A 22,380-nucleotide genomic window follows, 5' to 3' on the forward strand; every position below is an offset into this window, starting at 1 on the left:
TGTGGATAATATTCTTGAAAGACCCTTCGAAATTATCCACATTAAAGTGTATGAACATTATATTTTATACCATTATAGAATACCAATTGCTACTGAAGGGAAAATCCAAACAATAACAAGTACTAGTACAGCAAATAACGCGAATGGTAAGACACTTTTCATGATTAATTCTAAAGGTTCTTCGGGCATGATAGATTTGATAGCGAATAGGTTCATCCCCACGGGTGGAGTAATTACAGCAAGTTCCATATTTAATACCATAATAATTCCGAACCAAACAGGATCAAATCCCATAGCCATTGCAATCGGAAAAAAGATAGGTGTCGTAATTAATAATATAGAAACCACCTCTAAAAACATACCCATAATGATCCAGATGATATTCATAATGAGCAGGACCAGTACTGGACTTACTGATAGTCCAATTAGTACATCTGATAAATACTTTGGAAGACCCACTAAAGTTAGAGCGGCACCAAAGACGAGTGCGCCAACAACGATGCTCAGAAGCATAGCCGTAGTTTTTACAGATTCCACTAGAACATTCCCTAAGTCCTTAATACTTAAATTTTTATGAATAAAGACTGTTAAAACTAAGGCATAAATCACACCAACTGCAGCTGCTTCTGTAGGTGTGTAAATTCCTTTATAAATTCCACCAAGAACAACCACGGGCAGCAACATATCAGGAAGAGCTTTAAGCGTGTTACGCAGTCGATCACTTGTCGAATGAGATGAATCAATATTGAGACCCCGAGGTGCTTTCATTGCCGTCCAAACGGAAAGAATGAAAGCTAAAATTAATCCAGGAATAATACCCGCCATAAATAGCTTTCCCGGTGATGTATTAGTCAATGATGCATAAAGAATAAGCGGAATACTAGGCGGGATAAGGATACCTAAAGAACCACCGATAGCCGAAAGACCATAGGTAAGTCCCTTGGAATATTTTTGTTTTTTCATTTCAGGAATAGCAATTTTTCCAATTGTCAGTACGGAAGTCATACTCGATCCAACAATGGCAGCAAAAAAGGTATAAGCTGCAACAGTAGCAACACCGGTTCCACCACGAACTCGGTGCAACCATGAATTAGCTACCCAAAATATACGTTCTCCACTTTTACCCTGATATAAAATCTCCCCCATCAGAATGTATAGTGGGATGGCTACAAAAACAAATTCAGATAATGACTTGTATAGAGTCATAGGCACTTGAATTATAAATTGATCGCCTACCGTGAAGAGAATCGTTAACAAACCGGACAGTCCTAGTGAAAACCCAATAGGTACACCTAAGATTAAACAAATCAGTAGAACAGCTAGCAATATAAGTATCGATGTTAAAGATATCATTTTATACACCCCTTTCCGTTTTAAGCTGTTCTGGCATCCAGGCTTGGATTACTGAACATACCGCTGCAATTACAAGAAGAACCCCACCAATACAGATAAATGAATAGGGTATCCATAAAGGGATTTCAAGGAGGGTAGGTGACCCCATACCTAATCTAAAAGCATTTTTGGTATATTGATATCCGTACACTACAAGTACAATGGAGTAAGGAAGTATTAGAAATGCTGAAAAGGCTTCCAAAATTTTTCGTGGAGTCCCCTTCAATCTTTCAATTAAAAACGTTACACGCAACTGCTTTCCTTCCATTTGAATACAACCCATTGTGAAAAACACAATAAATTGTAAAATATAGGTTGAAACTTCATTTGCCCAGATTGTAGGAGAATTAAAAATATACCTTGCTACTACATCATAAAAAATAGAAATAGCTAAAATTGCCATTAAAGATGCTGAAATATAGACGCAAGTATGTTGAACCTTATAGATCATTTTTAAGAATATATGCATTTGCTTTTCACCCTCCTTGTTTAAAGTTTTGGTACGGGAGGATCCATCCTCCCGTACCTATTATTCAATGAATGTAGCAATTTACTGATTCGTGTTAATTTGCCTTTTGAGCTGCATCATATAGCTGTTTCCCCATATCTCCTGATTTTTTTAAATAATAATCATAACGGCCCTTTACTGAATCTACCCATTTCTTCCGATCTTCCGCAGATGGTTTATAAAGCTCCAATCCCTTAGCTGAAAGTTTTTGTAGATACTCTTCAGCATCACTTTTAGCCTTTTCGCGAGAAGCTTTCTGCGCTGTCTCGGAAGCTTTTAGCACTGCATTTTGTACATCCTCTGGAAGCTTATTCCACCAATCCATATTTACAACCGACTGGAAGGGAAGGTAATGTATTTGCATATCAGTCCCATATTTTGTTACCTCGGTAAGTCCCCGGTCTACAACAGATGATGGTCCAGTTGAGTATCCATCTATGGTCCCTTGCTGCATGGCCTGATAAACTTCTTGGGAACTCATACTAACGGGCGATGCCCCTATTTCTTCTAACATAAGGGCGTTCCCTTTGCCAAATGCCCTCATTTTTAATCCCTTTAGATTTTCAGGTAACTTTATTGTCTTATTCGCATATAATTCCACCGTTCCGTATTGTGCAAAGCCAATCATTTTCATGTTATACTTTTCTAACTGCTTACCAAATAGTTTTCCATATTCCCCATCCTCAGCTGCCCACTCTGCTTCCCATGAATCAAATAGGAAAGGTAAGTCAACAATACGCAGAGGCTCTGCATCTTCCCCTGCAAGAAAACCAACGTTTAATTGTCCAATTTCAACCGCTCCGTTACTTACCGCATCTGGTAATTGCTGGTCATTATATAACTGACCGTTTGGAAAGGTTTGAGGATTCAATTTAATAGAGGTATTTGCTGTATTTTTCTTAATTTCCTTTGCTAGCTCTTCAAAATAAATCCCTGTAGAATGTTCGGCTGGCAAATTATAAGAAATTCGTACATCCATCTCTTTTTGTGCGTCCCCATTTTGTTTTGAAGAGGTTTCCGAGGATTTACCGCATCCTGCAAGGATGAGAAGCAAAATCGTACCAATTAGTATACTTTTATTCCAAAATTTAATCATATTGAGCCTCCCTATTTTTTATTAATTAAATGAAATTCACGCAACTCTCTCAACCAGCTACCAAATTTATCATAATCCTCTATTAATAAACCTTTATTAAATAGGTTGCTAGCCCTTTCACCCAGATAAGCGGAATTATCTATACCTGATTTCTTTATCCAATGAGCGATACAGTCCTGCCATTTCAAACGAAGATCCTCTTGACTTAACGGGCTTTCCTTAGACCCTGGTGTAAGCAAAATGTCTTTTTTCAATATTCCATTCTTCGTTGTGACAAGAATCTGGATTGGATTTTTTTCTAAATCATGCCCTAGAAGTATCTCACCTTCCTCCTCGATGGCTTTAACCTGTGGTAAAAGTTGTTGAATTTCAGGCGTTTGTACATGATCATCTTCAAACGTAGATAATCCTACATGACCATCTCTGATTGCAGCTAAAACGGTATATTCAGCACTAAACTTTCCTTGCAAGCCTGTTTTCGGGAGATGATGTATTAATGCGACCAGCCCGGCTGGCGGCGTTACAATTTTTATTCCCATTACATCACTTAATTCAAGTTGAAACTCATCCTTTAGATCCAACGCCCCTTGAATCATTCGATGTGTGAGGTAACAGCATGGGAACTTCTTAATAGAAAGACCTGTTTCTAGTATGCTATACGGTTTTCCAAACTGAATACCATCTTTTAAATTCACCTTTTCCATTCCACCGCTAAACGAAAAGAAAAAGCCTCTACTTTCAAAAACATCCTGATTTGCGGTTAACCCTTGTTTAGCTAGCCATGCTGCTTGAAGACCATGTGAACTAGCTAGTCCTACATGGAACGGTTTAGTCATCGTACCAAAGTTTTTCTGCAACCCTCCGGACATCGAGCAGGCGATTCCAATTGCATAGGCAATCTGATCACGATTTAAATTCATGAGGTAGGCACAAGCAGCCGCGGCTCCAATGGTCCCAAGCGTATCTGTAGCATGCCATCCTAAGTCATAATGCCTGTGCCCCATGACAAGTCCTAACTTTATCATTACTTCAGTTCCGATAGCATAAGCAGTTATGACATCTTTACTAGAACACTGTAGATGCTCTGCAAGCGGAATGACTGCTGATAGAATTGCTGCACTTGGATGAGCAAGGATACTTGGAGATACATCATCATAGTCTAAGGCGTGACTCGCTGTCCCATTAATAAGCGCCGCATATTCCAATTCCGTAAAACTTGGTTCTCCAAGAAGCGATGCTTTTTTAGATGGATTCTCTGACATGTATCCACGCTTTACAATCTGAACAACGGGTTCATTCCATCCCGCCACGGCAACACCAACCGTGTCCAAAATGGCATATTTTGCTTGTAGTATCAATTTTTCCGGCAATTGTTGATAATGACAAGTTGTTATATATTCTACTAATCTATCCATTAAGGAGGATCTCATTAATCAACACTCCTATCTGTTTTTCCATTTTGGTTTTCTTTTTTCATTAAATGCTGCTATCCCTTCTAACCTATCCTCGGTTGGAACCAACACATTATAAGCAGCAATATCAAGAGCATAACCGGTATGGAAATCTACTTCAGTTCCTCTATTCATGGCCATTTTTGCCATTTTTATAGATAATGGGGCACTTTCAGCAATTTTATCAGCCAGTTCTAGCGCCGTTTTCATAGCTTCCCCTTTTGAAACAACACGATTGACTAAACCCCATTCATAGGCAAGATAAGCGTCAATTTGCCGGCCTGTAAAAATCATTTCCTTAGCTCTTCGAATTCCTATGCTTCTTGGCAAGTTTTGCAATCCCCCTCCGCCTGGCATAATACCTCTGGTTGTTTCAGTCAGAGCGAATTTAGCCGTTTCAGAAGCGATAATAAAATCACTCATAAGCGCTATTTCACATCCACCCGCAAATGCATAACCCTCCACTGCCGTTATCACTGGGATTGGAAAATCTCTAACGCATAGGAACAATTCTTCTATTAAATGATGCTGCTTCTTCCAATCTTCATCTGACATGCCATTTCTTTCTTTTAAATCCCCACCTGAACAGAAAGCCTTTTCCCCTGCTCCGGTTAAAACAATACATCTTAGATCCTCATTAAGTGATTGTTCTCTAAAAAGTTGCAGTAACTCCTTAAAAAGCTGTGTATTTAATGCATTCATAACCTCAGGTCTATTAAGTGTAACGATCAAAATTTCATTTGCTGCTCCCTTATATTCTATTAGAAGGTCACTCATTCTATTTTTTCTCCTTTTCCACCAATATTAATAAGATCTTGGTAATTTCAAACTATGCTCAGCGATATAACTCAATACTAGGTTATTGGAGATTGGGGCCGTACGGAATAAACGAGTTTCTCTCCATTTCCGTTCAATATGATATTCTTCCGTTACACCGTATCCACCAAATGTAGTCATCGTTACGTCTCCAGCTTCCCAGGATGCCTCTGATGCCAAATATTTAGCCATATTCGCTTCCTCTCCGCAAGGAAGTCCGTTATCAAACTTTGATGCTGCTTTAAAATTCATCGTTTCAGCTGCTTGGACAGCCATGTAAGCTTTCGCAATAGGGAACTGGATACCCTGATTTTTCCCAATAGGACGATCAAAAACGACTCGTTCATTTGCATATCTTACTGCCTGTTCTATGAACCACTTTCCATCCCCTATGCATTCACTAGCAACTAAAATTCTCTCTGCATTAATTCCATCTAGTAAGTAGTAGAACCCTTTTCCCTCCTCGCCTACTAAACAGTTCTCGGGTACTTCCAAATCATTTATAAAAAGTATATTTGTCTCATGATTTATCATGGTCTTGATCGGTTTAGCCTCAATTGCACTTCCTACTTTTCTTAAGTCAATTAAAAAAAGACTCATCCCGTCAATTTTCCTTTTTACTTGTTCTAATGGTGTTGTCCGTGCAAGCAATAAAATCATGTCCGAATGCTGATAACGAGAAATAAAGATTTTTTGCCCATTAATGACATATCCATTATCTGTTTTTCTCGCAAACGTTTTAATCTTAGTTGTATCCGAACCAGCATCGGGTTCTGTGATACCGAAGGCCTGTAAACGCAGGGTTCCGTTTGCAATTAACGGTAAATACTTTTCCTTTTGTTCCTTACTTCCATGCCTGAGAACAGAGCCCATAGTATACATTTGCGCATGACAAGCCGCTCCGAGGCCGCCTGAACGATTAATCTCCTCTAATACAATCGCTGCCTCTGTCATACCCAAACCAGCCCCGCCATATTCCTCTGGAATAAGTATTCCTAACCATCCTGCTTCGCTCATTGATCTTACAAATTCCTCTGGATACGCACCCTCTTTATCACAATTGCTCCAATAGTTCAAATCAAATCGTGAACATAAAGACCTCACACCTGAACGAATCTCATTCTGTAAGTCATTAAATTCAAAGTTCACCTTAAATCCTCCCATTCTTAATATAAAATATTAAATAATGAATCTATCTTCGTAAAAGTCCTCCTCTTAAAAGATGCCCTGGCAGTGAATGACCAACGATCATTTCTGCCGCGGAAACGTTTTCAATTAATAAATCAAGATTGATCCCTGTGCCGATTCCTAGTTCCATACACATAAAGACAAAATCTTCTGTGGCAATATTTCCTGCGGCACCTTTGACTGCCGCAAATGGACAGCCGCCTAACCCGCCAAGTGCGGTTTCAAATTCATTCACTCCTTCCTCCATTGCCGCATAAGCATTGGCCATTCCAAGACCACGTGTATCATGAAGGTGCAAAAGAATCTTAATTTGCGGCCATTCATTTCTAATCGTATAGATCATATTTTTTATTTGTTGCGGGTTCGCCCACCCCATGGTATCAGCCAACTTAAATTTTTGGATTGTTTCCCCATTTTCCTCTGCCATTTGGATCGTTTGCCTTAGAATATCCAATATTTTCTGTTGTTCTATATCCCCTTCAAAATTACAGCCAAATGCTGCCATAACTGCAATCTGTTCTACCGGAATTTTATATTCCTTATATGCTTGAATCCAGGAAGGAATAGTTGATAAGGTTTCTTTAATGTCTTTATTCGTATTCCTTTTTGAGAACGTATTACTTGCCGTAAGCATTAACACTCCATCCAATGTCACATTGTTCTGATATGCCCTATGTAATCCCTTTATATTAAGATATACAGTCCTATACGATACCCCTTCTTTCCTTTTTATTTGGGATAATACTTCTTCTGCATCTGCCATTTGGGGTACCCATTTTGGGCTAACAAAGGAAGTTACTTCGATGCTAGTGAGTCCGGTTTCGGTTAGACCGTTGATCAAATTCACTTTATCACTAGTGGAAATAGGGCCATCTTCTATCTGGAATCCCTCTCGGGGGCCAACTTCATAAATAATGACACTTTTAGGTAATCCCACTTTTTATTCTCCTCCCTACCCTCCAACAACTTTTTCAGTTTTAAGTAATTCAATTTCTTCTGAATTGTATCCAGCTTCCTTTAAAATCTCTACGGTATGTTCACCAAGCAAAGGTGGCGGCAAACGGAAAGTACTTCTTTGATTATTAATGCGGATAGGTAGATCAATTATTTTAAAATTTGAAATTCTGAATCCATCTATTTTCTTTATTATTTCTAATGAATTAATTTGTTCGTCTTCATATACATCGTTAGTCGAGTTAATAGGACTACAAGGGACATTTGCTTGTTGGAGAATTTTGATTATAGTTGTAGTATTAAACCCAAGGCAGCGCTCTTCTATGGTCTGATGCAATTCTTTACGATATGCAACTCTATTTTTATTACTTTCAAATCTCGGATCATTTAATAGCTCAGGTATACCAAGGGCATGGCATAAAGATGAAAAGAGTCGATTGTTACCAGCGGCTATAATAACCCAGCTATCCTTAGTTCGAAAAGCCTCATATGGAGCTACCATGGCCGTACCAGTACCTAACTTCTCAGGAACCTTTCTCGTAGCCATATAGTTCGTCAAAGGTAAGTTCATCCATCCTAATCCTGTTTCTAGCAAACTCGCTCCAACTACACAACCTTTACCCGTATTAGAACGATTGATAATCGCAGAAAGAATGCCGGTAAGTGCCCACATACCAGTTGCCATGTCAATAAGAGAAACCCCAACTCGAGCAGGATCATCACCGGGGTTCCCAGTAACACTCATAATTCCCGTATAAGCTTGAATAAGAGGATCATAACCTGGATATTCCCGTAATGGACCTGATTCACCAAATGCACTGATTGCGGAATAAATTATTGAAGGGTTAATTTTTGCTAGTTGTTCATATCCTAATCCACGCTTCTCGGCGCTGCCTGGCTTTAAACTGTGAATGAATACATCTGCATGTTCCACTAATTTTTTTATGACTTCCTGACCTTTTGAATCATCTGCATCTATACAAATACTTTTTTTATTTCTGTTGAATGCAAGAAAAGCGGTCGCTTCATCCTCCCATGAAGGGGAATTCCATTGTCTAGTATCATCTCCGGTACCTGGACGTTCAATTTTTATGATCGTTGCTCCAAGGTCTCCCAATAACTGGGTACAATAAGGTCCTGCAACATTTTGCGTCCAATCGATCACCGTAATATTTTTAAGAATGTTTGACAATGTTTTGCATCTCCTTTCGTTTAATTTACATATCTTTAAATCTAATACAGTTTGTAATTTCACTACTTTCTTCCCTATTATTCTGTATTAACTTAATTTCAAACGCGTGTAATTGTTACACTATTTATAACATTCTGAAATATATAAGTCTAAGATATATTTTCTATTATCATTATTAAGATTTTCTATAGCTTATATTTAAAAATGTGAAAGTGGATGATCATCACTAGTTTTATTTTTACTACTTTCTCTTATCTTACCTAGTTTTGAGTTAACATTCGTTTGCATAAAAATAACCTCCGATAAAAAATTATTCGGAGGTTGAAGAAAAAGTCCTCTACAGTCTCGGTATCAACCTCTCTACAGACTTGCAGCAGATAAGTGTGAAACTGTGAAGGAATATGTAAAAACTATAATCAATGTAAATCTGCTAATACCCTTGATACAATTGACTTAATGGCGGGAATGCGTGGGAATCAAACCTACCAGACCTAGCACGCAAGACTCAAGCTTTTTTGAAGTTTGCTGAACATGTTTTTCTAGTACCTTGCAGTTGCCGGAAATGCTGTTATATCAAGTTTTTTACCGTTTTTGTATTTTCTTGTGTTCCGTAATTTCAAGAAATATGGCACCAAGTATGGCATCGTTCACCTTTTTATAATAACAAAATTAAAAGTCTTACCCTAACAGTTTTTCCTTTAGTAAAATAAATGAAAGTATTGATGGTAGATGATAAGATCTCTTACGGGGAATCACTTAAAACGTAATAGTAGGGTGTGGGAAGAGAGACTCTTACTCCTCCCCACCAAATCGAAGATTCAATAGAAAACCATACATAAGGATGAAAACCATAATTCCCAAAGTTTGAAATGTTCCTACCATGATCTTAATCGAGAAACTTCCTCTTAGTTTATTCCTATATGTAACAATATAATTTCCATCGGCAGAGTTCGCCAACACTAAAAGGATCCAGCTGAGGACTATTAACACAGCACCCAGTCCAAAAAGAATAGGATGTAATTTACTTTTATCCAAATAGATTAAGAGATTAGCTATTAGGAATCCGAGGACTGCTGCAGCAACATAAAACCACCATAAGGATTCAGCACCAACTTTAACTAACAAAACCATATACTGAATCGTAAATCCTAAACTCATTAAAAAAATAGGAACACTATAGAAACTGGATATCATGAATTCCCTTTTGTTCCCTTTTACTATTAATATTAAAGCGACAATGACGCTAGGAATTCCTATGACCCAATGTATCAATGCCATACCATATACTGGGTTCGCATAGCTTTCCTTTAAGGGGAGCTCCACGACTCCATGAAAAGTTTCCCCATCTAAATGACCCACCATCATATACCATCCTAAACACAATACGACGAAAAAACAGCCTAATAGCTTTAGTGCTGTACCGAACGTACTCGGTTCCTTCTTCCTTGCTTTACGTTTTTGTTTCTTTTTACTCAATCGTTACACCAACTTTTATTCGTCCATTTCTTGCGCTATTTCATCCAAATCATCGTTAACAAGATCAGAATGGAAATACACAGCCTTTATCGGAAACTTATTTCTCATTTTTAAATTTCCATCCTTTTTTTTCTTTATTTTTCAGGATCGTGTCCAGTAATTGCTTAAGACCTTCATATTTAATAAATCTATCTGGAGGAGTTTTTGCCCGTTCTCCGAATTTATTGGACAGCTCTTTTAATTCGTCTTCACTTAGTAACACTCCCACCTCAATGGCCGAGCGCATATCTCGAATCCCAGAAGGTGAACATAGAATCCCATAAAGGATGTAAACTTAGCGATTTACTTAGAATATGATATGTCTAAAACCGCCAGTGTTGGCCTAAGGAAAATTCATTATCCATTAATGGAGGTACCATATGACTACCTTAATTATTTATGCCCACTCAAATAAGGATAGCCTTAATCATGCGATATTAGAGAACGTCATGAAAGGATTAAAGGAAGCCAAACGGAAATTTGAATTAATTGATTTATACGCTGAGAAATTTGATCCTGTTTTAGTCATCGATAATCAGCATAAACCAAGGGATTTAATCCATGATCCATATACTGAAAAGTATCGAAAAAAAATTGAGCAGGCTGACCAGTTAATTTTCATTTACCCGATTTGGTGGTATGGTGTACCAGCGATTTTAAAAGGCTTTTTTGATCGCGTGTTTGTTTCCGGATTTGCGTATCAACACAAAGGAGCATTTCCGAAAGGGTTATTGAAGAATAAATCGGCATGGGTTATTTACACCATCGATGCCCCCTCTTTATTTATTCGATTGTTTAGAAAAAATGTCGAATGGATTGTTGTAAGAGATTACATTTTAAAGTTCTGCGGCATAAAAAATATCAAAAGAACTCGATTAACTTCTGTTAAACATTCTACCTATAAAACTCGCCAGAAATGGCTTCAAAAAATCTACCAGCACGCAAAAGTGATTTGAACATATGGGATTGCACGTAAAAAAAAGAAAGTTAAAAAGGAGCGCGAAATAAAATTTGCGCTCCTTTTCTATTAAAATTTTACTAATCGTTTTGATTTTTTTACTCATTAAATAAATGCATATTCATATTTCTAGATGAATATGAATACATAGTGAGTTTTTGAAAGAAGGTGGGTATCATGATGGATCGGGTAAATGCGGAAATCAACCGAATCACCGATCAGCTCATTAAGGACCAATCAGCTGATGGGTCCTGGCAATATCCCTTCGAGACCGGAATCGCAACTGACTGCAGTATGATTATCCTATTACGGACATTGGAGATAAATGATGAGGAGTTCATAAAAGAATTGGTTGAACGTATCGCAGGAAAACAGCAGGAAGATGGGTCATGGAAGCTATTTCATGACCAAGAAAAAGGAAATCTGACAGCCACAGTGGAAGCTTATTTTGCCCTTCTTTATTCTGGTTACCGCGATCGAAAAGACCAGGACCTCCAAGCTGCAAGAAGGTTTATTTTGGCCAACGGAGGGGCTACGGAAGTCCATATGTTTTTGAAAATCATGTTGGCTATAACAGGACAATGTGAGTGGCCGCACTTCCCTATTAATATTGAAGTGATGCTTTTACCAGACTCCTTTCCCATCAATCTCTTTGACCTCTCCGTGTATGGAAGAGCGAACATTATCCCTTTTTTGATTCTCGCCAATACGAATTTTCGTAAGAGAACGCCTCGATCGCCCAATCTCTCCGATTTGTTTCAAAAAAAAGCTATTCGTTTTTTTACAGAGGATCAAGCAGAAGACGCCCGCTCGGTGATCAAATGGATTAAACAGGGGATTAAGGGTCTGAAATCCCATGTAAATCTTCGCGAATTGGCATTATATCGTGCCGAAAAATATATGCTGGACCGAATCGAACCGGACGGCACCTATTTAAATTATTTCAGCACTACTTCTCTCATGATTTATGCCTTACTGGCGAGGGGGTATTCGAATTCACATCCGGTAATTACTCGTGCCGTGCAAGGTTTAAAAGCGATGACCTGCCGTATTGAGGGAGAACTTCATTGCCAATATACGACGGCTACGGTATGGAACACAACGTTAATTAGTTATGCTCTGCAAGAATCGGGTGTTCCCTATTCAGCCGATACCGTCCAGAAGGCAAACCAATATATCCTCTCCCGCCAACATATCAAATACGGGGATTGGGTCATTCATGAACCGAACTTGCTGCCTGGAGGCTGGGGCTTTGCGGACTTGAATACAATCCATCCGGATATTGACGACACAACGGTAGCACTCAGAGCGATTCGAACTTTGGCTATCGAACAGGCAGATTGTCGGCAGGCATGGGATCGCGGAATCAACTGGCTCATTTCCATACAAAACAATGACGGTGGCTGGGCAGCATTCGAAAAGAACGTGAACAAGAAAATATTGAACCTGTTACCGATTGATGGCGGAAAAGATTTGTTGATTGATCCTTCTACAGTTGATTTAACAGGAAGGGCATTGGAATTCTTCGGTAACTACACCCATTTGGATTTTCACCATCCCATGGCAAAACGTGGGATTCGTTGGCTGTTAAAGAAACAAAATTCGGATGGTTCTTGGGTAGGTCGCTGGGGCGTCTATATTTATGGAACATGGGCGGCTGTAACGGGGTTAGTTGCGGTTGGGGTTTCACCTAATCATCCATCCATTCAGAAGGCAGTTAACTGGTTAAAATCCATTCAAAATCAAGACGGGGGTTGGGGAGAATCCTGTAAGAGTGATATCGATAACTGTTATGTGCCGCTCCGCGAAAGTACCCGTACTCATACAGCATGGGCCCTTGACACACTTATCTCGGCCGCGACTGATGTTACACCTGAAATTGAACACGGTGCAGCTTTTTTAGCGGACGGAAAAGAAAAAGATTGGACAAAGACCTATCCAAAAGGAAGGGGAATGGCGGGATCCTTTTATCTCAATTATCATTGTTATGAATACGTTTTTCCATTACTGGCACTCGCGCATTATAAAAATTTAGCTGAAGGGAGTTAAAAACAAGGCGAGTTGGCTGTTAGGGATGCCAAAAAGAGTGATAAAACATATAGGCTGGCATATTTTTATTTCCTGTCCCATACACTGAACAAAACTACAACCATACAAAGTCTTAACAAGCAGGAGGTAAAATATGCTTGAAACTTTACTCCAATTTTTCGACCTTAATACAGTCATTTGGTTGTTCCCTATCATCTTTATTTTCCATGACCTAGAAGAGATCATAACAATTGAATCTTCCATGAGTAAATACAAATATAGTTCTCAAAAAACTCCATTCGTCGAACTAACATTAAAAATGCGGAGAAAACTAGGTTCGACCGCTGCCCAACTTTCTGTTTCGGCTACATGGATTTTGCTGATTATCTCATTCACCACATTGATGACTGCCCATTTCTCCTTGAACGGAAGGGGATTTCTTTTATATACAGCAATTCTCAATTTATTTATTCTGCAGGCGACCATGCATATTGTTCAGTCCATCTTTTTTAAAGGCTATACACCTGGTATCATAACGGCGCTGTTCCTCCTCATCCCTTACTGTCTTATTGCCTATTACAGTTTATTCGAACGCGGCCTGATTGACGGGCATTTAATTTTCGCAAGTATTCCCGTCAGCCTATTAATGATCCCGATTTTTCTTGTAGGCAATCTCATAGGCCGTTATTTTATTCACTAACTTGGCCTCACTCTTTTATTTACTTGGTCAGCATTTCATTCTTGAATAACATGGCTGCTTTTCCTCATTTAACCGATAAGTTAATCCATCATAAAAAGATAGTTGCTGGAGGCGAGTAATTTGCATGTTGTCTTAACAGGAGGAACCGGGTTTCTGGGTCAAGCCTTAACACACCTGTTGACTCAAAAAGGCCATCGGGTAACCATATTAACACGACGTCTTCCTGATAATAATAGAACAGATGAGTTCGTTCATTATGTTGAATGGCTTTCTGAAGATAATCAGCCTGAAAACGAACTTGAGGATGTGGATGCAATGGTCAATTTAGCCGGGGAATCAATCAATGGCGGGCGATGGACCAAAAGTAAAAAGGAGGCTATTTTGAATAGTCGTCTCACAGCCACAAAAGAGGTAATTCGAATTCTAGGACATCTTAATCCCAAGCCAAAAGTTCTTGTTAACGCCTCAGGTTTAAGTTACTACGGGATGTCAGATTTCAAGACGTTTAATGAGACCTCACAAAGTAATGCAAATGATTATTTAGCAAAAGTTGTAAGGCTGTGGGAGAATGAAGGGGCTGCGGCAAAAGAATTTGGCATTCGAACGGTCTTCGCACGCTTCGGTATCATTCTTGGTCAAAAGGGTGCCTTACCGCTAATGGTGTTGCCGTATAAATTTGGTATTGGGGGGACAATCGGCAATGGAATGCAATGGATTTCCTGGGTTCACATTCAAGATGTGGTTGAGATGCTTTACTTCGCCATCATTAATCCCGAAATAGATGGACCGTTGAATGTGACCTCTCCTAATCCAGTTCGCATGTCATCATTCGGAAGGTCAATTTCAGACGTCCTTCACCGCCCACATTGGCTCCGTGTGCCTGAGTTTTTTTTAAAAGTGGCATTTGGTGAAATGAGTCAGGTTATATTAAAAGGGCAGCGAGTACTTCCTCAAAAAGCACTTTACCACAATTACTCCTTTCATTATACAGATGTAAAAAGTGCTCTTTCTGATATTCTAGGTTAACGTTACTTCTACCTTCTTCATCTCATGTGTTACCAATTATGCAAAAGAAGCTGCCCACTAATTCGAGCAGCTCATTAAATAACCTATGTAATATTTTCAGTTGTTGGCCAACAACTTTAAACCTCAATTTAACTACTCAAAAACCTTCAAAAAATCTTATATATCAAGGTTGGCGGGAATGCGTGGGAATCGAACCCACCAGACCTGGCACGCAGGTCTCAAGCAGTTTTGAAGACTGTGGAGGACACCAGTACCCCATCCATCCCCGTATTAAAAGTAGACTTGTTTAATTACCTTGTTCGTAACACTATATTACATTGAAATATAGTATTAATCAATAAATTGAACCCCATTGTCATTTTTTCGACAACTTTTTTAATAGAAGGAACTTTAACAATTTCCTTATCAAATAGACTTTTTCATTATCGGCGTTTTATGATAACTTGTCAATTCCCTTAAAAACCGACTATAATGAAGGTTGAATATAACGTTTATGTAGGTGAAATAACATGTTTCAACTTCAAGGTTGGTTTTTGTGGTTTATCCTTTTTTGGACATTCTTTTTAATAGGATCATTTTCTATTGGCGGATATTTTATGTTTCGAAAGTTCTTAAAAAAGATGCCAAAAGAAGATGGGAAATCAGTTATGGATTGGGAGGAGCATTACGTTAATGAATCCCGCCATTTATGGGGACCTGATGAAAAAGCGCTGCTTGAGGATTTAGTCAGCCCTGTTCCGGAATTATTCCGTGATGTAGCACGGCACAAAATTGCGGGGAAAATCGGCGAGATTGCCCTTAATGAAAAGGCTCCAAGGATAACTGAAGAATTGGTCATTCGCGGGTATATCCAAGCTACTCCTAAACGGGATCATAAGTTTTTACGGAAAAAGCTATTTGAGAATAAAATTGATGTTGCTCCATATGAGCATTTATTTTAGGCCGTTCTTAGGAACGGTTTTTTATTTTAATTAGAAATGATACGTGACGAATTCCTAGCTTCAATTACCTTTTCGGGTAGGTAGAACTCTCCTACGTGACCTTCCCTTGACACCTTCACCCTTTTCGGGCACGTAGATCTCCCCTACGTGACCTTTCCTTAGCTCCTTCACCCTTTTCGGGCATGTAGACCCCTTCTACGTAACCTTTCCTTGAAAGCTTCACCCTTTTTGGTCACGTAGAACTCATCTACGTGACCATGCCTTCACCTCATTACCCTTTTTAGGCAAGTAGAACTTTCTTACGTGACTTTCCCTTAGCACTTTCATCATTTTCAGGCACGTAGACCTCTATTAAAATAGAAAAACACCGGCCTTAAAAGCCAGTGTTCCATAAATTACAACAATTTTATTCCATGAAGTTCCTTATAAAGCTTCTTATAAGACGTATACATCGCAACACGCCAAGGCACAATCATGCTAAACGCTAGCAGGAAGAACATACCGCTTAATTGACCAACGTCAATCGTGCTGCTTAGGATTGATTTCAGTACAATACGAATAAGTAGGAGGCCGACTAAGATAAAGACAAACGCTTTTGACCTCTTTAAATAAATATCATTGTCACGAATCTCGAACTTCGATGTTTTAATGAGGAATATTGAGAAAAACATCCCCACCACCACAGCCTCGAGTATTTCCATTGGCGTTAATCTGAATTGCGGAACTACATACATTAATGCCCCACTCGACATAAATACTGGCGGTAAGATAATCTTTTTTACACTGGTTGGCTTTGCGGCAGCTTTCATCCGTACAAAAAATGCTAAAGTGCCCATAAAAACGGCACCTATTGTTGAAATAAGAACGTAATTCATTGGATTCATTCCTTACCCTATAATTTACTTTCCCATTATACTTCATATTTATGAAAATGGATAAAGATTTTTACTGTTATCCTCGTGGAAAAATTGAATGCACAAGGAAACCAATACAAAAAAAGGAAACCATTTTTCGAATAAACGAAAATGGTTTCAAAAAGTCTTAGAATCCAGTAAATCCGCCAAACAATGGAGAAAGAAATTGAATAATTTTTGTCATCCAGTCAAAAAACAGCATAATTCCCATGACAATCATGATATAGCCGCCTATTTTCATAATTTTAACGCTGTGTTTCTTGATCCAATTCATCCGGCCGACAAAGAATGATAAAATGAAGAATGGAATCGCAAACCCTAGCGAATAGGCCGTCATGTATAAAACGCCTGAGCCTGGATTGGACGCGGCAAGCAGAATAACCGATGAAAGAATCGGACCAGTACAAGGGGTCCACCCTGCTGCGAACGCCATCCCAATTAAAATCGAACCAATATAACCGGATGGACGGTTTTTAAATTCAAAGCGGCGATCCCTCATCAAAAATTCGGGATTCAAAATGCCGACAATCACTAATCCGAAGAATACGATAAATATGGCGCCTAGCTGCCGGATTAAATCCTTGTATTCTTGAAAGAAGCTGCCAACGAATGATGTACCAAAACCAATCGCAATAAAAATAACGGAAAAACCAATCAGGAAAAATAATGTATGTAAAAGGCTCCGTTTCGTCAGCATCGCATTTTCGCTTTTTAATTCACCCACTGACATCCCCGTAATATACGACAAGAACGCAGGATAAAGCGGTAAGCAGCATGGAGAAATGAAGCTTAAGAACCCTGCCCCCAGCGCTAAAAATAAATTTACATCTGCCATATTAACACTCCCAATATAGTCGATACCCTTTCATTCTAACAAAACTTAAGGCTAAAAGATAATGATTATCATGAATATTTTGTGTCTATCATTGATATTAGTAAATATCGCCATTATAGATGGATATTTATTTACAAATTATCTTTGAAATAATTTACAACTTAGGTTATACTAGTAAAACAGTTCCATTTAATAGTTTAGAAGTCAGACCTCTAAGTAAAATTTTTGGGATTTTTCCAGAAAGGATATCAGCCGTGGTTAAACAAGATATAGTTACTTTAATTGAAAAAAAACGTGCTGAGCTTTATAAAGTTGCGACCAAAAACGGCTTGACCTCCTCCATTGCCATTCGCTACAGTCAGGAGCTTGACCATTTAATAAATGAATACAATAGAGCATATATAACAAAAATCTCGTCATCGTTCGTTGCTCAATAACCATACAAACAAATAAAGAAGCCTGGCATTCCAGGCTTCTTTATTTGTTTACCCTTCTAGTTGATGACATCCTCCATTTTTTCTACCAACCCGTTTTGCAGCAGGAACATTTTATGATAGAGTCCTCGTTGCGCCAGAAGCTCCTGATGGTTCCCCCGCTCAACAATCTCACCTTGATGCAGCACAAGGATTAAATCGGCATCCTGAATCGTTGATAGCCGGTGGGCAATCGCAATGGTGGTTCGCCCTTTCCGCATTTTTGCCAAGGCCGTCTGGATTGCTTCCTCTGTCTCTGTATCAATATTGGCAGTCGCTTCGTCAAGTACCAAAATTTTCGGATTCGCTGCAATCGTCCGGGCAAAGGCAATTAACTGCCGCTGCCCGCTTGAGAAAGTTGCGCCCCGCTCGACCACTTTATGCTGATAGCCATCCTCAAGCTTTTCAATAAACGTATTAGCCTGAACAAATCGGGCAGCCTCTTCAATTTGCGAGTCAGTCAAGTCGGTATGATGGAGACGAATATTATCCTTTACCGTCCCATAAAACAAAAACGGATCCTGAAGGACTAGGCCTAGCTTCTTTCGTATCTCAACCTTTGAAAAGTTGCGGATGGATTCCCCGTCTACCAAAATTTCACCATGTTCAAACTCATAAAACCTCATCATCAAATTGATAATCGAGCTTTTCCCGCTTCCTGTATGACCGACAAGGGCAACTGTTTCACCAGGATTAGCGGCAAAGGAAATATTTTTTAAGACATCTCGTTTCCCATCATAGGAAAAACTCACATTCTTAAACTCTACTTTCCCTTTTTCAATCTGGTTGACCCCCTCATCATTATGGGCAGGTGCTAAGCTGTCTTCATCGAGCAATTTAAATACCCGTGAGCCTGCTACAATCGCCTGCTGATATAATGACAGGCGCATCATCATCTGATTCACCGGTTCAAAGAAACGATCCAGATAATTGATAAAGGCGTAAATAACACCAATTTTCACACTAGTATCAAAGGAAGTAATCCCAAAGTAACTTAACACGATGATTAAGGCAAAAATATAAATTAAATCAATAGCCGGCCTTAACAGCAGACCGTCTATTTTTATATTCTTCATTCCCGCGTTATAGTGCTTTTCATTGATTTCTCCAAATTCATTTCGCAGGCGCTTCTCTTGCCGAAAGACCTGTATAATGGCCATACCCTGAAGTGATTCGCTCAATTTGGCATTCAACTGGCTGAGCCGCTCCCGCATATCCAAATAAAATCGCGAGCTCATCTTTCTGTATAGAGCCATTACAAAAATAAGAATCGGAATAATAATCACACACATCAAGGCTAGCTTCACGTTTAAGATAAACATGGCTATGAAAATACCAAACAGCAAAAAACCACTCTGAATAAAGGTTGCCAGCACCGTGACAAACATGTCTTTAATCGCTTCCGTATCATTGGTAACCCGTGAGACAATACTCCCCGCCGGTGTTTTATCAAAATACTTCAATCCCAATGCCTGCACTTTTGAAAAAACATCGATTCTGAGCTGCTGGATGATATATAAGGCTATCTCCTGAAATTTTACCAATTGAAAAAATAAGAGAATCGCTTTCACGATCTGTATTCCCATATACAAAGAGCCAAGCAGCAACAATGGCTTAAACTCCAGATTTCCCGGTGTCAAATAATCGTCCAGGAAGATTTTGACGAGAAGCGGCAGAACAATATCTCCCACTGTTGTTAGCAGCAGCAGGACGAAGGCAAGAGAAATCGTCTTTTTATGTGGTTTGGTATAGGAAAGGAGACGGAATAAAACTTTCCTTTGTTCGCGTTCCGATAATTGAACTTTTTCTTCCATATTAATGTCCCCCATGCTCAACCAGCTCTTCTAGCTGCTGGTGTAAATACATTTCCTGATACCAGCCGTTCTGCTCCATCAATTCCTCATGTGTGCCTCGTTCAATGACTTTTCCGTCTTCTAAAACCAGGATGAGGTTGGCGTGCTGAATCGCGCTTAATCGGTGGGACGTAATGATGGTTGTCTTCCCCTCACGATTTTCCTTAAGCGCTGAAAGGATCGCTTCCTCCGTTTTCGCATCAACGGCCGATAAGGAATCATCAAACACCAGCAGTTCTGGATTCATCAACAGTGCCCGGGCAATCGAAATTCTCTGCTTTTGCCCGCCTGATAACGATACTCCCCGCTCACCGACAATTGTCCTATATCCGTCCGTAAACTGGAGAATATCTTCATGGATATTCGCTAATTTTGCTGCCATTTCAATTTCTTGACGGTCTGCTGATGGATTTGTGAAGGCAATGTTTTCGGCAACAGTTGCAGAGAACAAGAAGTGATCCTGCGGTACATAACCAATCGCTTCTCTTAATTTTTCCAGTTTATAATCCTGTAGAGCCCTACCGCCAAAGAGGATTTCCCCTTTGTAGCCTTCAAACTCGCGAATCAGGAGTTTTAAAAGTGTTGTTTTTCCGGCGCCAGTTTTTCCAACAATCCCTAAAGTTTCCCCTTTGTTTAATTTAAACTGAATTTCTTTAAGAATGGGCTGCAATTCACCTGGATACGTAAATTCATGGATTCGATACTCTACATCACCACATGGTACCATGTCCGTCGCTTGTTCATGATCGGTAATTTCGACCTTTTCGCCAAGGAGCTTTGCAACACGGTCATAGGAAGCCCGGCCCCGCTCCACAATGTTAAATAGCCATCCGAATGCCAGCATCGGCCAGATTAATAAACCTAAATAGGTAGTAAAAGATATTAATTCACCAATCGTCAACTCGCCATTCAGCACATACTTGGCACCGAATACAATGGATAGGAAAAAGGAAATTCCGACGATGATGGAAATAGTCGGATCGTAGAGGGAATCAATTTTGGCGACGACGATATTTTTCTGAACGACATCATCTGATTGTTTTTTGAAGTCTTCAATATCCTCTTGTTCCTGGCCGAATGTCTTGATGACCTTTATTCCAGTAATGCTTTCTTGCGTTTTATCATTTAAGGATGAAAAAGCTTCCTGGGCTTTATGAAAGCTTCTGTGCAGCATAGTCCCAAACCAGCTTGTCAGCATCGCCATAATCGGCAGCGGGATTAAACAAATGAGCGTTAATTTCCAGCTGATTGTAATGGCCATTGTCAGAATAACAAAACCGCCGGTTGACAATGAATCTACTAAAGTCAAAACCCCCGCCCCTGCTGTCTGCTGAATAGCCTGAAGGTCATTGGTCGCATGTGCCATTAAATCCCCAATCCTGCTTTTTTGATAAAAGGCAGGGGACATTTTTGTAAAATGATGATATAAACGATTTCTTAAAATTTTGCTTAGCTTTACTGAGGATCCGAAAATCATGATCCGCCAATAGTATCTAAGGATGTAGGTAGCAAGTCCGACACCAACAAGTACAAAAACCCACTCCGTAAGTTGTCCTTTCGTCATCGTCCCTTCATTTATATGGTCAGCCACAATTCCGATGACTTTAGGCGGAACCAGCTGCAGCAAAGCCACCACTAGTAAAAAGAAAACCCCTGATATGTATGCTTTTTTCTCTTGTTTAAAAAACCAGCCCAGCTCTAAAAAAACCTTCATATGACCTCCCCCAAACGGATTAAAATCATGTACCGTTCATAACTGGTAAAAAATATTTAGCCTGACGAAGATTTATTTTATCAAATTTTTCTAAAATAAGGAAGATTAGGAAATTAACGCTTTAACGCAATAAAAAAGACACTCAACGCTATGATGAGTGTACTTATCAACAAATTTCCGAAAAAACTAGGTAATTTCAAGATTATATGTTACACTTGGTTTACCATTTGATTTACTGTTTTCATGACCCTATTCATTCGTGAATAGGGGTTTTTTTTATGCATAAAAAAAACAGACCCTTTACAGAGCCTGTTTTGTTTTTGGTTTAATTAAGCTTTACGAACGTTAGCTGCTTGAGGTCCGCGTTGTCCTTGCTCAACATCGAAAGTTACTGCTTGACCTTCTTCTAAAGTTTTGAAACCTTCGCCTTGGATAGCTGAGAAATGAACGAATACATCGTCTCCACCTTCGCGCTCGATGAATCCGAAACCTTTTTCGCTGTTAAACCATTTTACTTTACCGTTTTCCATTTTTGTTGCCTCCTGAAATGTGTAAACACACAATGTAATACTATCCTTGCTCTCAGTGATCATCAAGACGAAAAGTTTTCCTTATACTATCCTTTACACCGAACAAAAATAATTCTTTACTAGTGTAACACGCTTCGATAACAAAAGCAAGCATCTAAAAAGTAAAATAATAAGCCAGTTTGTAAAAAACCCCATTTAAATATTAAGAACCTTCTAAACTTGTCCCGAAGACTTTAATTACATCCTCTAATAACAAAAAAACCACCTTCCTTTGGTTAAGCTTCCAAATAGAAAAG

The 22,380-nt window shown here is 39.2% G+C and carries 21 protein-coding genes and 1 tRNA gene; 6 read left to right on the plus strand and 16 right to left on the minus strand.

Annotated elements, in window-relative coordinates; genetic code table 11:
- Nucleotides 1-72: 72 nt before the first annotated feature.
- The 10 genes from KHB02_RS11640 to KHB02_RS11685 form a co-directional block, all read right to left on the minus strand.
- Nucleotides 73-1,353 (minus strand): TRAP transporter large permease, encoded by a 1,281-nt coding sequence (locus tag KHB02_RS11640; RefSeq protein WP_213140644.1) that lies wholly within the window; start codon nucleotides 1,351-1,353, stop codon nucleotides 73-75.
- 1 nt (nucleotide 1,354) lies between these two features.
- Nucleotides 1,355-1,861, minus strand: a complete 507-nt coding sequence (locus KHB02_RS11645) for a TRAP transporter small permease (protein WP_213140645.1) — start codon at nucleotides 1,859-1,861, stop codon at nucleotides 1,355-1,357.
- A gap of 94 nt (nucleotides 1,862-1,955) precedes the next feature.
- Nucleotides 1,956-2,996 (minus strand): TRAP transporter substrate-binding protein, encoded by a 1,041-nt coding sequence (locus KHB02_RS11650; protein WP_213140646.1) that lies wholly within the window; start codon nucleotides 2,994-2,996, stop codon nucleotides 1,956-1,958.
- Nucleotides 2,997-3,007: 11 nt separating this feature from the next.
- The gene (locus tag KHB02_RS11655; protein WP_213140647.1) at nucleotides 3,008-4,426 is read right to left on the minus strand and encodes an MmgE/PrpD family protein; all 1,419 of its coding nucleotides are present in this window, start codon (nucleotides 4,424-4,426) and stop codon (nucleotides 3,008-3,010) included.
- 12 nt (nucleotides 4,427-4,438) lie between these two features.
- Entirely contained in the window at nucleotides 4,439-5,224 is a 786-nt protein-coding gene (locus KHB02_RS11660; RefSeq protein WP_213140648.1) for an enoyl-CoA hydratase/isomerase family protein, read from the minus strand.
- Between the two features lie 27 nt (nucleotides 5,225-5,251).
- On the minus strand, nucleotides 5,252-6,412 hold the full coding sequence (locus KHB02_RS11665; protein WP_241113826.1) for an acyl-CoA dehydrogenase family protein: 1,161 nt from the start codon (nucleotides 6,410-6,412) through the stop codon (nucleotides 5,252-5,254).
- Between the two features lie 43 nt (nucleotides 6,413-6,455).
- Nucleotides 6,456-7,388 (minus strand): hydroxymethylglutaryl-CoA lyase, encoded by a 933-nt coding sequence (locus KHB02_RS11670; RefSeq protein WP_213140650.1) that lies wholly within the window; start codon nucleotides 7,386-7,388, stop codon nucleotides 6,456-6,458.
- 15 nt (nucleotides 7,389-7,403) lie between these two features.
- Nucleotides 7,404-8,660: a CaiB/BaiF CoA transferase family protein gene (locus tag KHB02_RS11675; protein ID WP_213140651.1), complete on the minus strand. Its 1,257-nt coding sequence runs from the start codon at nucleotides 8,658-8,660 to the stop codon at nucleotides 7,404-7,406.
- Between the two features lie 729 nt (nucleotides 8,661-9,389).
- On the minus strand, nucleotides 9,390-10,073 hold the full coding sequence (locus tag KHB02_RS11680; RefSeq protein ID WP_241113827.1) for a hypothetical protein: 684 nt from the start codon (nucleotides 10,071-10,073) through the stop codon (nucleotides 9,390-9,392).
- Between the two features lie 97 nt (nucleotides 10,074-10,170).
- Nucleotides 10,171-10,359: a hypothetical protein gene (locus KHB02_RS11685; RefSeq protein WP_213140653.1), complete on the minus strand. Its 189-nt coding sequence runs from the start codon at nucleotides 10,357-10,359 to the stop codon at nucleotides 10,171-10,173.
- A gap of 133 nt (nucleotides 10,360-10,492) precedes the next feature.
- On the opposite strand from KHB02_RS11685, the gene KHB02_RS11690 reads away from it, so the two are divergent.
- From KHB02_RS11690 to KHB02_RS11705, 4 genes are all read left to right on the plus strand, one after another.
- Nucleotides 10,493-11,068, plus strand: coding sequence for an NAD(P)H-dependent oxidoreductase (locus KHB02_RS11690; RefSeq protein WP_213118725.1), 576 nt, complete (start codon nucleotides 10,493-10,495; stop codon nucleotides 11,066-11,068).
- Between the two features lie 179 nt (nucleotides 11,069-11,247).
- Nucleotides 11,248-13,119, plus strand: coding sequence for a squalene--hopene cyclase (gene shc / locus KHB02_RS11695; protein ID WP_213140654.1), 1,872 nt, complete (start codon nucleotides 11,248-11,250; stop codon nucleotides 13,117-13,119).
- 133 nt (nucleotides 13,120-13,252) lie between these two features.
- Nucleotides 13,253-13,798: an HXXEE domain-containing protein gene (locus tag KHB02_RS11700; protein ID WP_213140655.1), complete on the plus strand. Its 546-nt coding sequence runs from the start codon at nucleotides 13,253-13,255 to the stop codon at nucleotides 13,796-13,798.
- A 120-nt stretch (nucleotides 13,799-13,918) separates the two neighbouring features.
- Nucleotides 13,919-14,824, plus strand: coding sequence for a TIGR01777 family oxidoreductase (locus tag KHB02_RS11705; RefSeq protein ID WP_213140656.1), 906 nt, complete (start codon nucleotides 13,919-13,921; stop codon nucleotides 14,822-14,824).
- Between the two features lie 170 nt (nucleotides 14,825-14,994).
- On the opposite strand, the gene KHB02_RS11710 is transcribed toward KHB02_RS11705, so the two are convergent.
- A tRNA-Sec gene (locus KHB02_RS11710) sits at nucleotides 14,995-15,091 on the minus strand.
- A gap of 242 nt (nucleotides 15,092-15,333) precedes the next feature.
- Between KHB02_RS11710 and KHB02_RS11715 the strand changes: the two genes are divergently transcribed.
- Nucleotides 15,334-15,765 (plus strand): DUF2621 domain-containing protein, encoded by a 432-nt coding sequence (locus KHB02_RS11715; protein ID WP_213140657.1) that lies wholly within the window; start codon nucleotides 15,334-15,336, stop codon nucleotides 15,763-15,765.
- Between the two features lie 395 nt (nucleotides 15,766-16,160).
- Here KHB02_RS11715 and KHB02_RS11720 read toward each other — a convergent pair whose 3' ends face one another.
- The gene (locus KHB02_RS11720) at nucleotides 16,161-16,640 is read right to left on the minus strand and encodes a CcdC family protein (RefSeq protein WP_213140658.1); all 480 of its coding nucleotides are present in this window, start codon (nucleotides 16,638-16,640) and stop codon (nucleotides 16,161-16,163) included.
- Nucleotides 16,641-16,806: 166 nt separating this feature from the next.
- A complete protein-coding gene (locus tag KHB02_RS11725; RefSeq protein ID WP_213140659.1) occupies nucleotides 16,807-17,514 on the minus strand; it encodes a cytochrome c biogenesis CcdA family protein in 708 nt (235 codons plus the stop codon).
- A 254-nt stretch (nucleotides 17,515-17,768) separates the two neighbouring features.
- Here KHB02_RS11725 and KHB02_RS11730 point away from each other — a divergent pair, with 254 nt between their 5' ends.
- Nucleotides 17,769-17,951 carry a Spo0E family sporulation regulatory protein-aspartic acid phosphatase gene (locus KHB02_RS11730; protein ID WP_213140660.1) on the plus strand — a complete coding sequence of 61 codons (183 nt, stop codon included), beginning with the start codon at nucleotides 17,769-17,771 and terminating at the stop codon, nucleotides 17,949-17,951.
- Between the two features lie 56 nt (nucleotides 17,952-18,007).
- Here KHB02_RS11730 and KHB02_RS11735 read toward each other — a convergent pair whose 3' ends face one another.
- The 3 genes from KHB02_RS11735 to KHB02_RS11745 all read right to left on the minus strand — a co-directional run bounded on the left by KHB02_RS11735 (nucleotide 18,008) and on the right by KHB02_RS11745 (nucleotide 22,084).
- Nucleotides 18,008-19,801 carry an ABC transporter ATP-binding protein gene (locus KHB02_RS11735; protein WP_213140661.1) on the minus strand — a complete coding sequence of 598 codons (1,794 nt, stop codon included), beginning with the start codon at nucleotides 19,799-19,801 and terminating at the stop codon, nucleotides 18,008-18,010.
- A 1-nt stretch (nucleotide 19,802) separates the two neighbouring features.
- Entirely contained in the window at nucleotides 19,803-21,554 is a 1,752-nt protein-coding gene (locus tag KHB02_RS11740; protein ID WP_213140662.1) for an ABC transporter transmembrane domain-containing protein, read from the minus strand.
- A gap of 329 nt (nucleotides 21,555-21,883) precedes the next feature.
- Nucleotides 21,884-22,084, minus strand: coding sequence for a cold-shock protein (locus tag KHB02_RS11745; protein ID WP_213116216.1), 201 nt, complete (start codon nucleotides 22,082-22,084; stop codon nucleotides 21,884-21,886).
- Nucleotides 22,085-22,380 lie beyond the last annotated feature (296 nt).

It is taken from the genome of Neobacillus citreus, from assembly GCF_018343545.2.
Taxonomy (GTDB): Bacteria; Bacillota; Bacilli; order Bacillales; family Cytobacillaceae; genus Neobacillus; species Neobacillus citreus.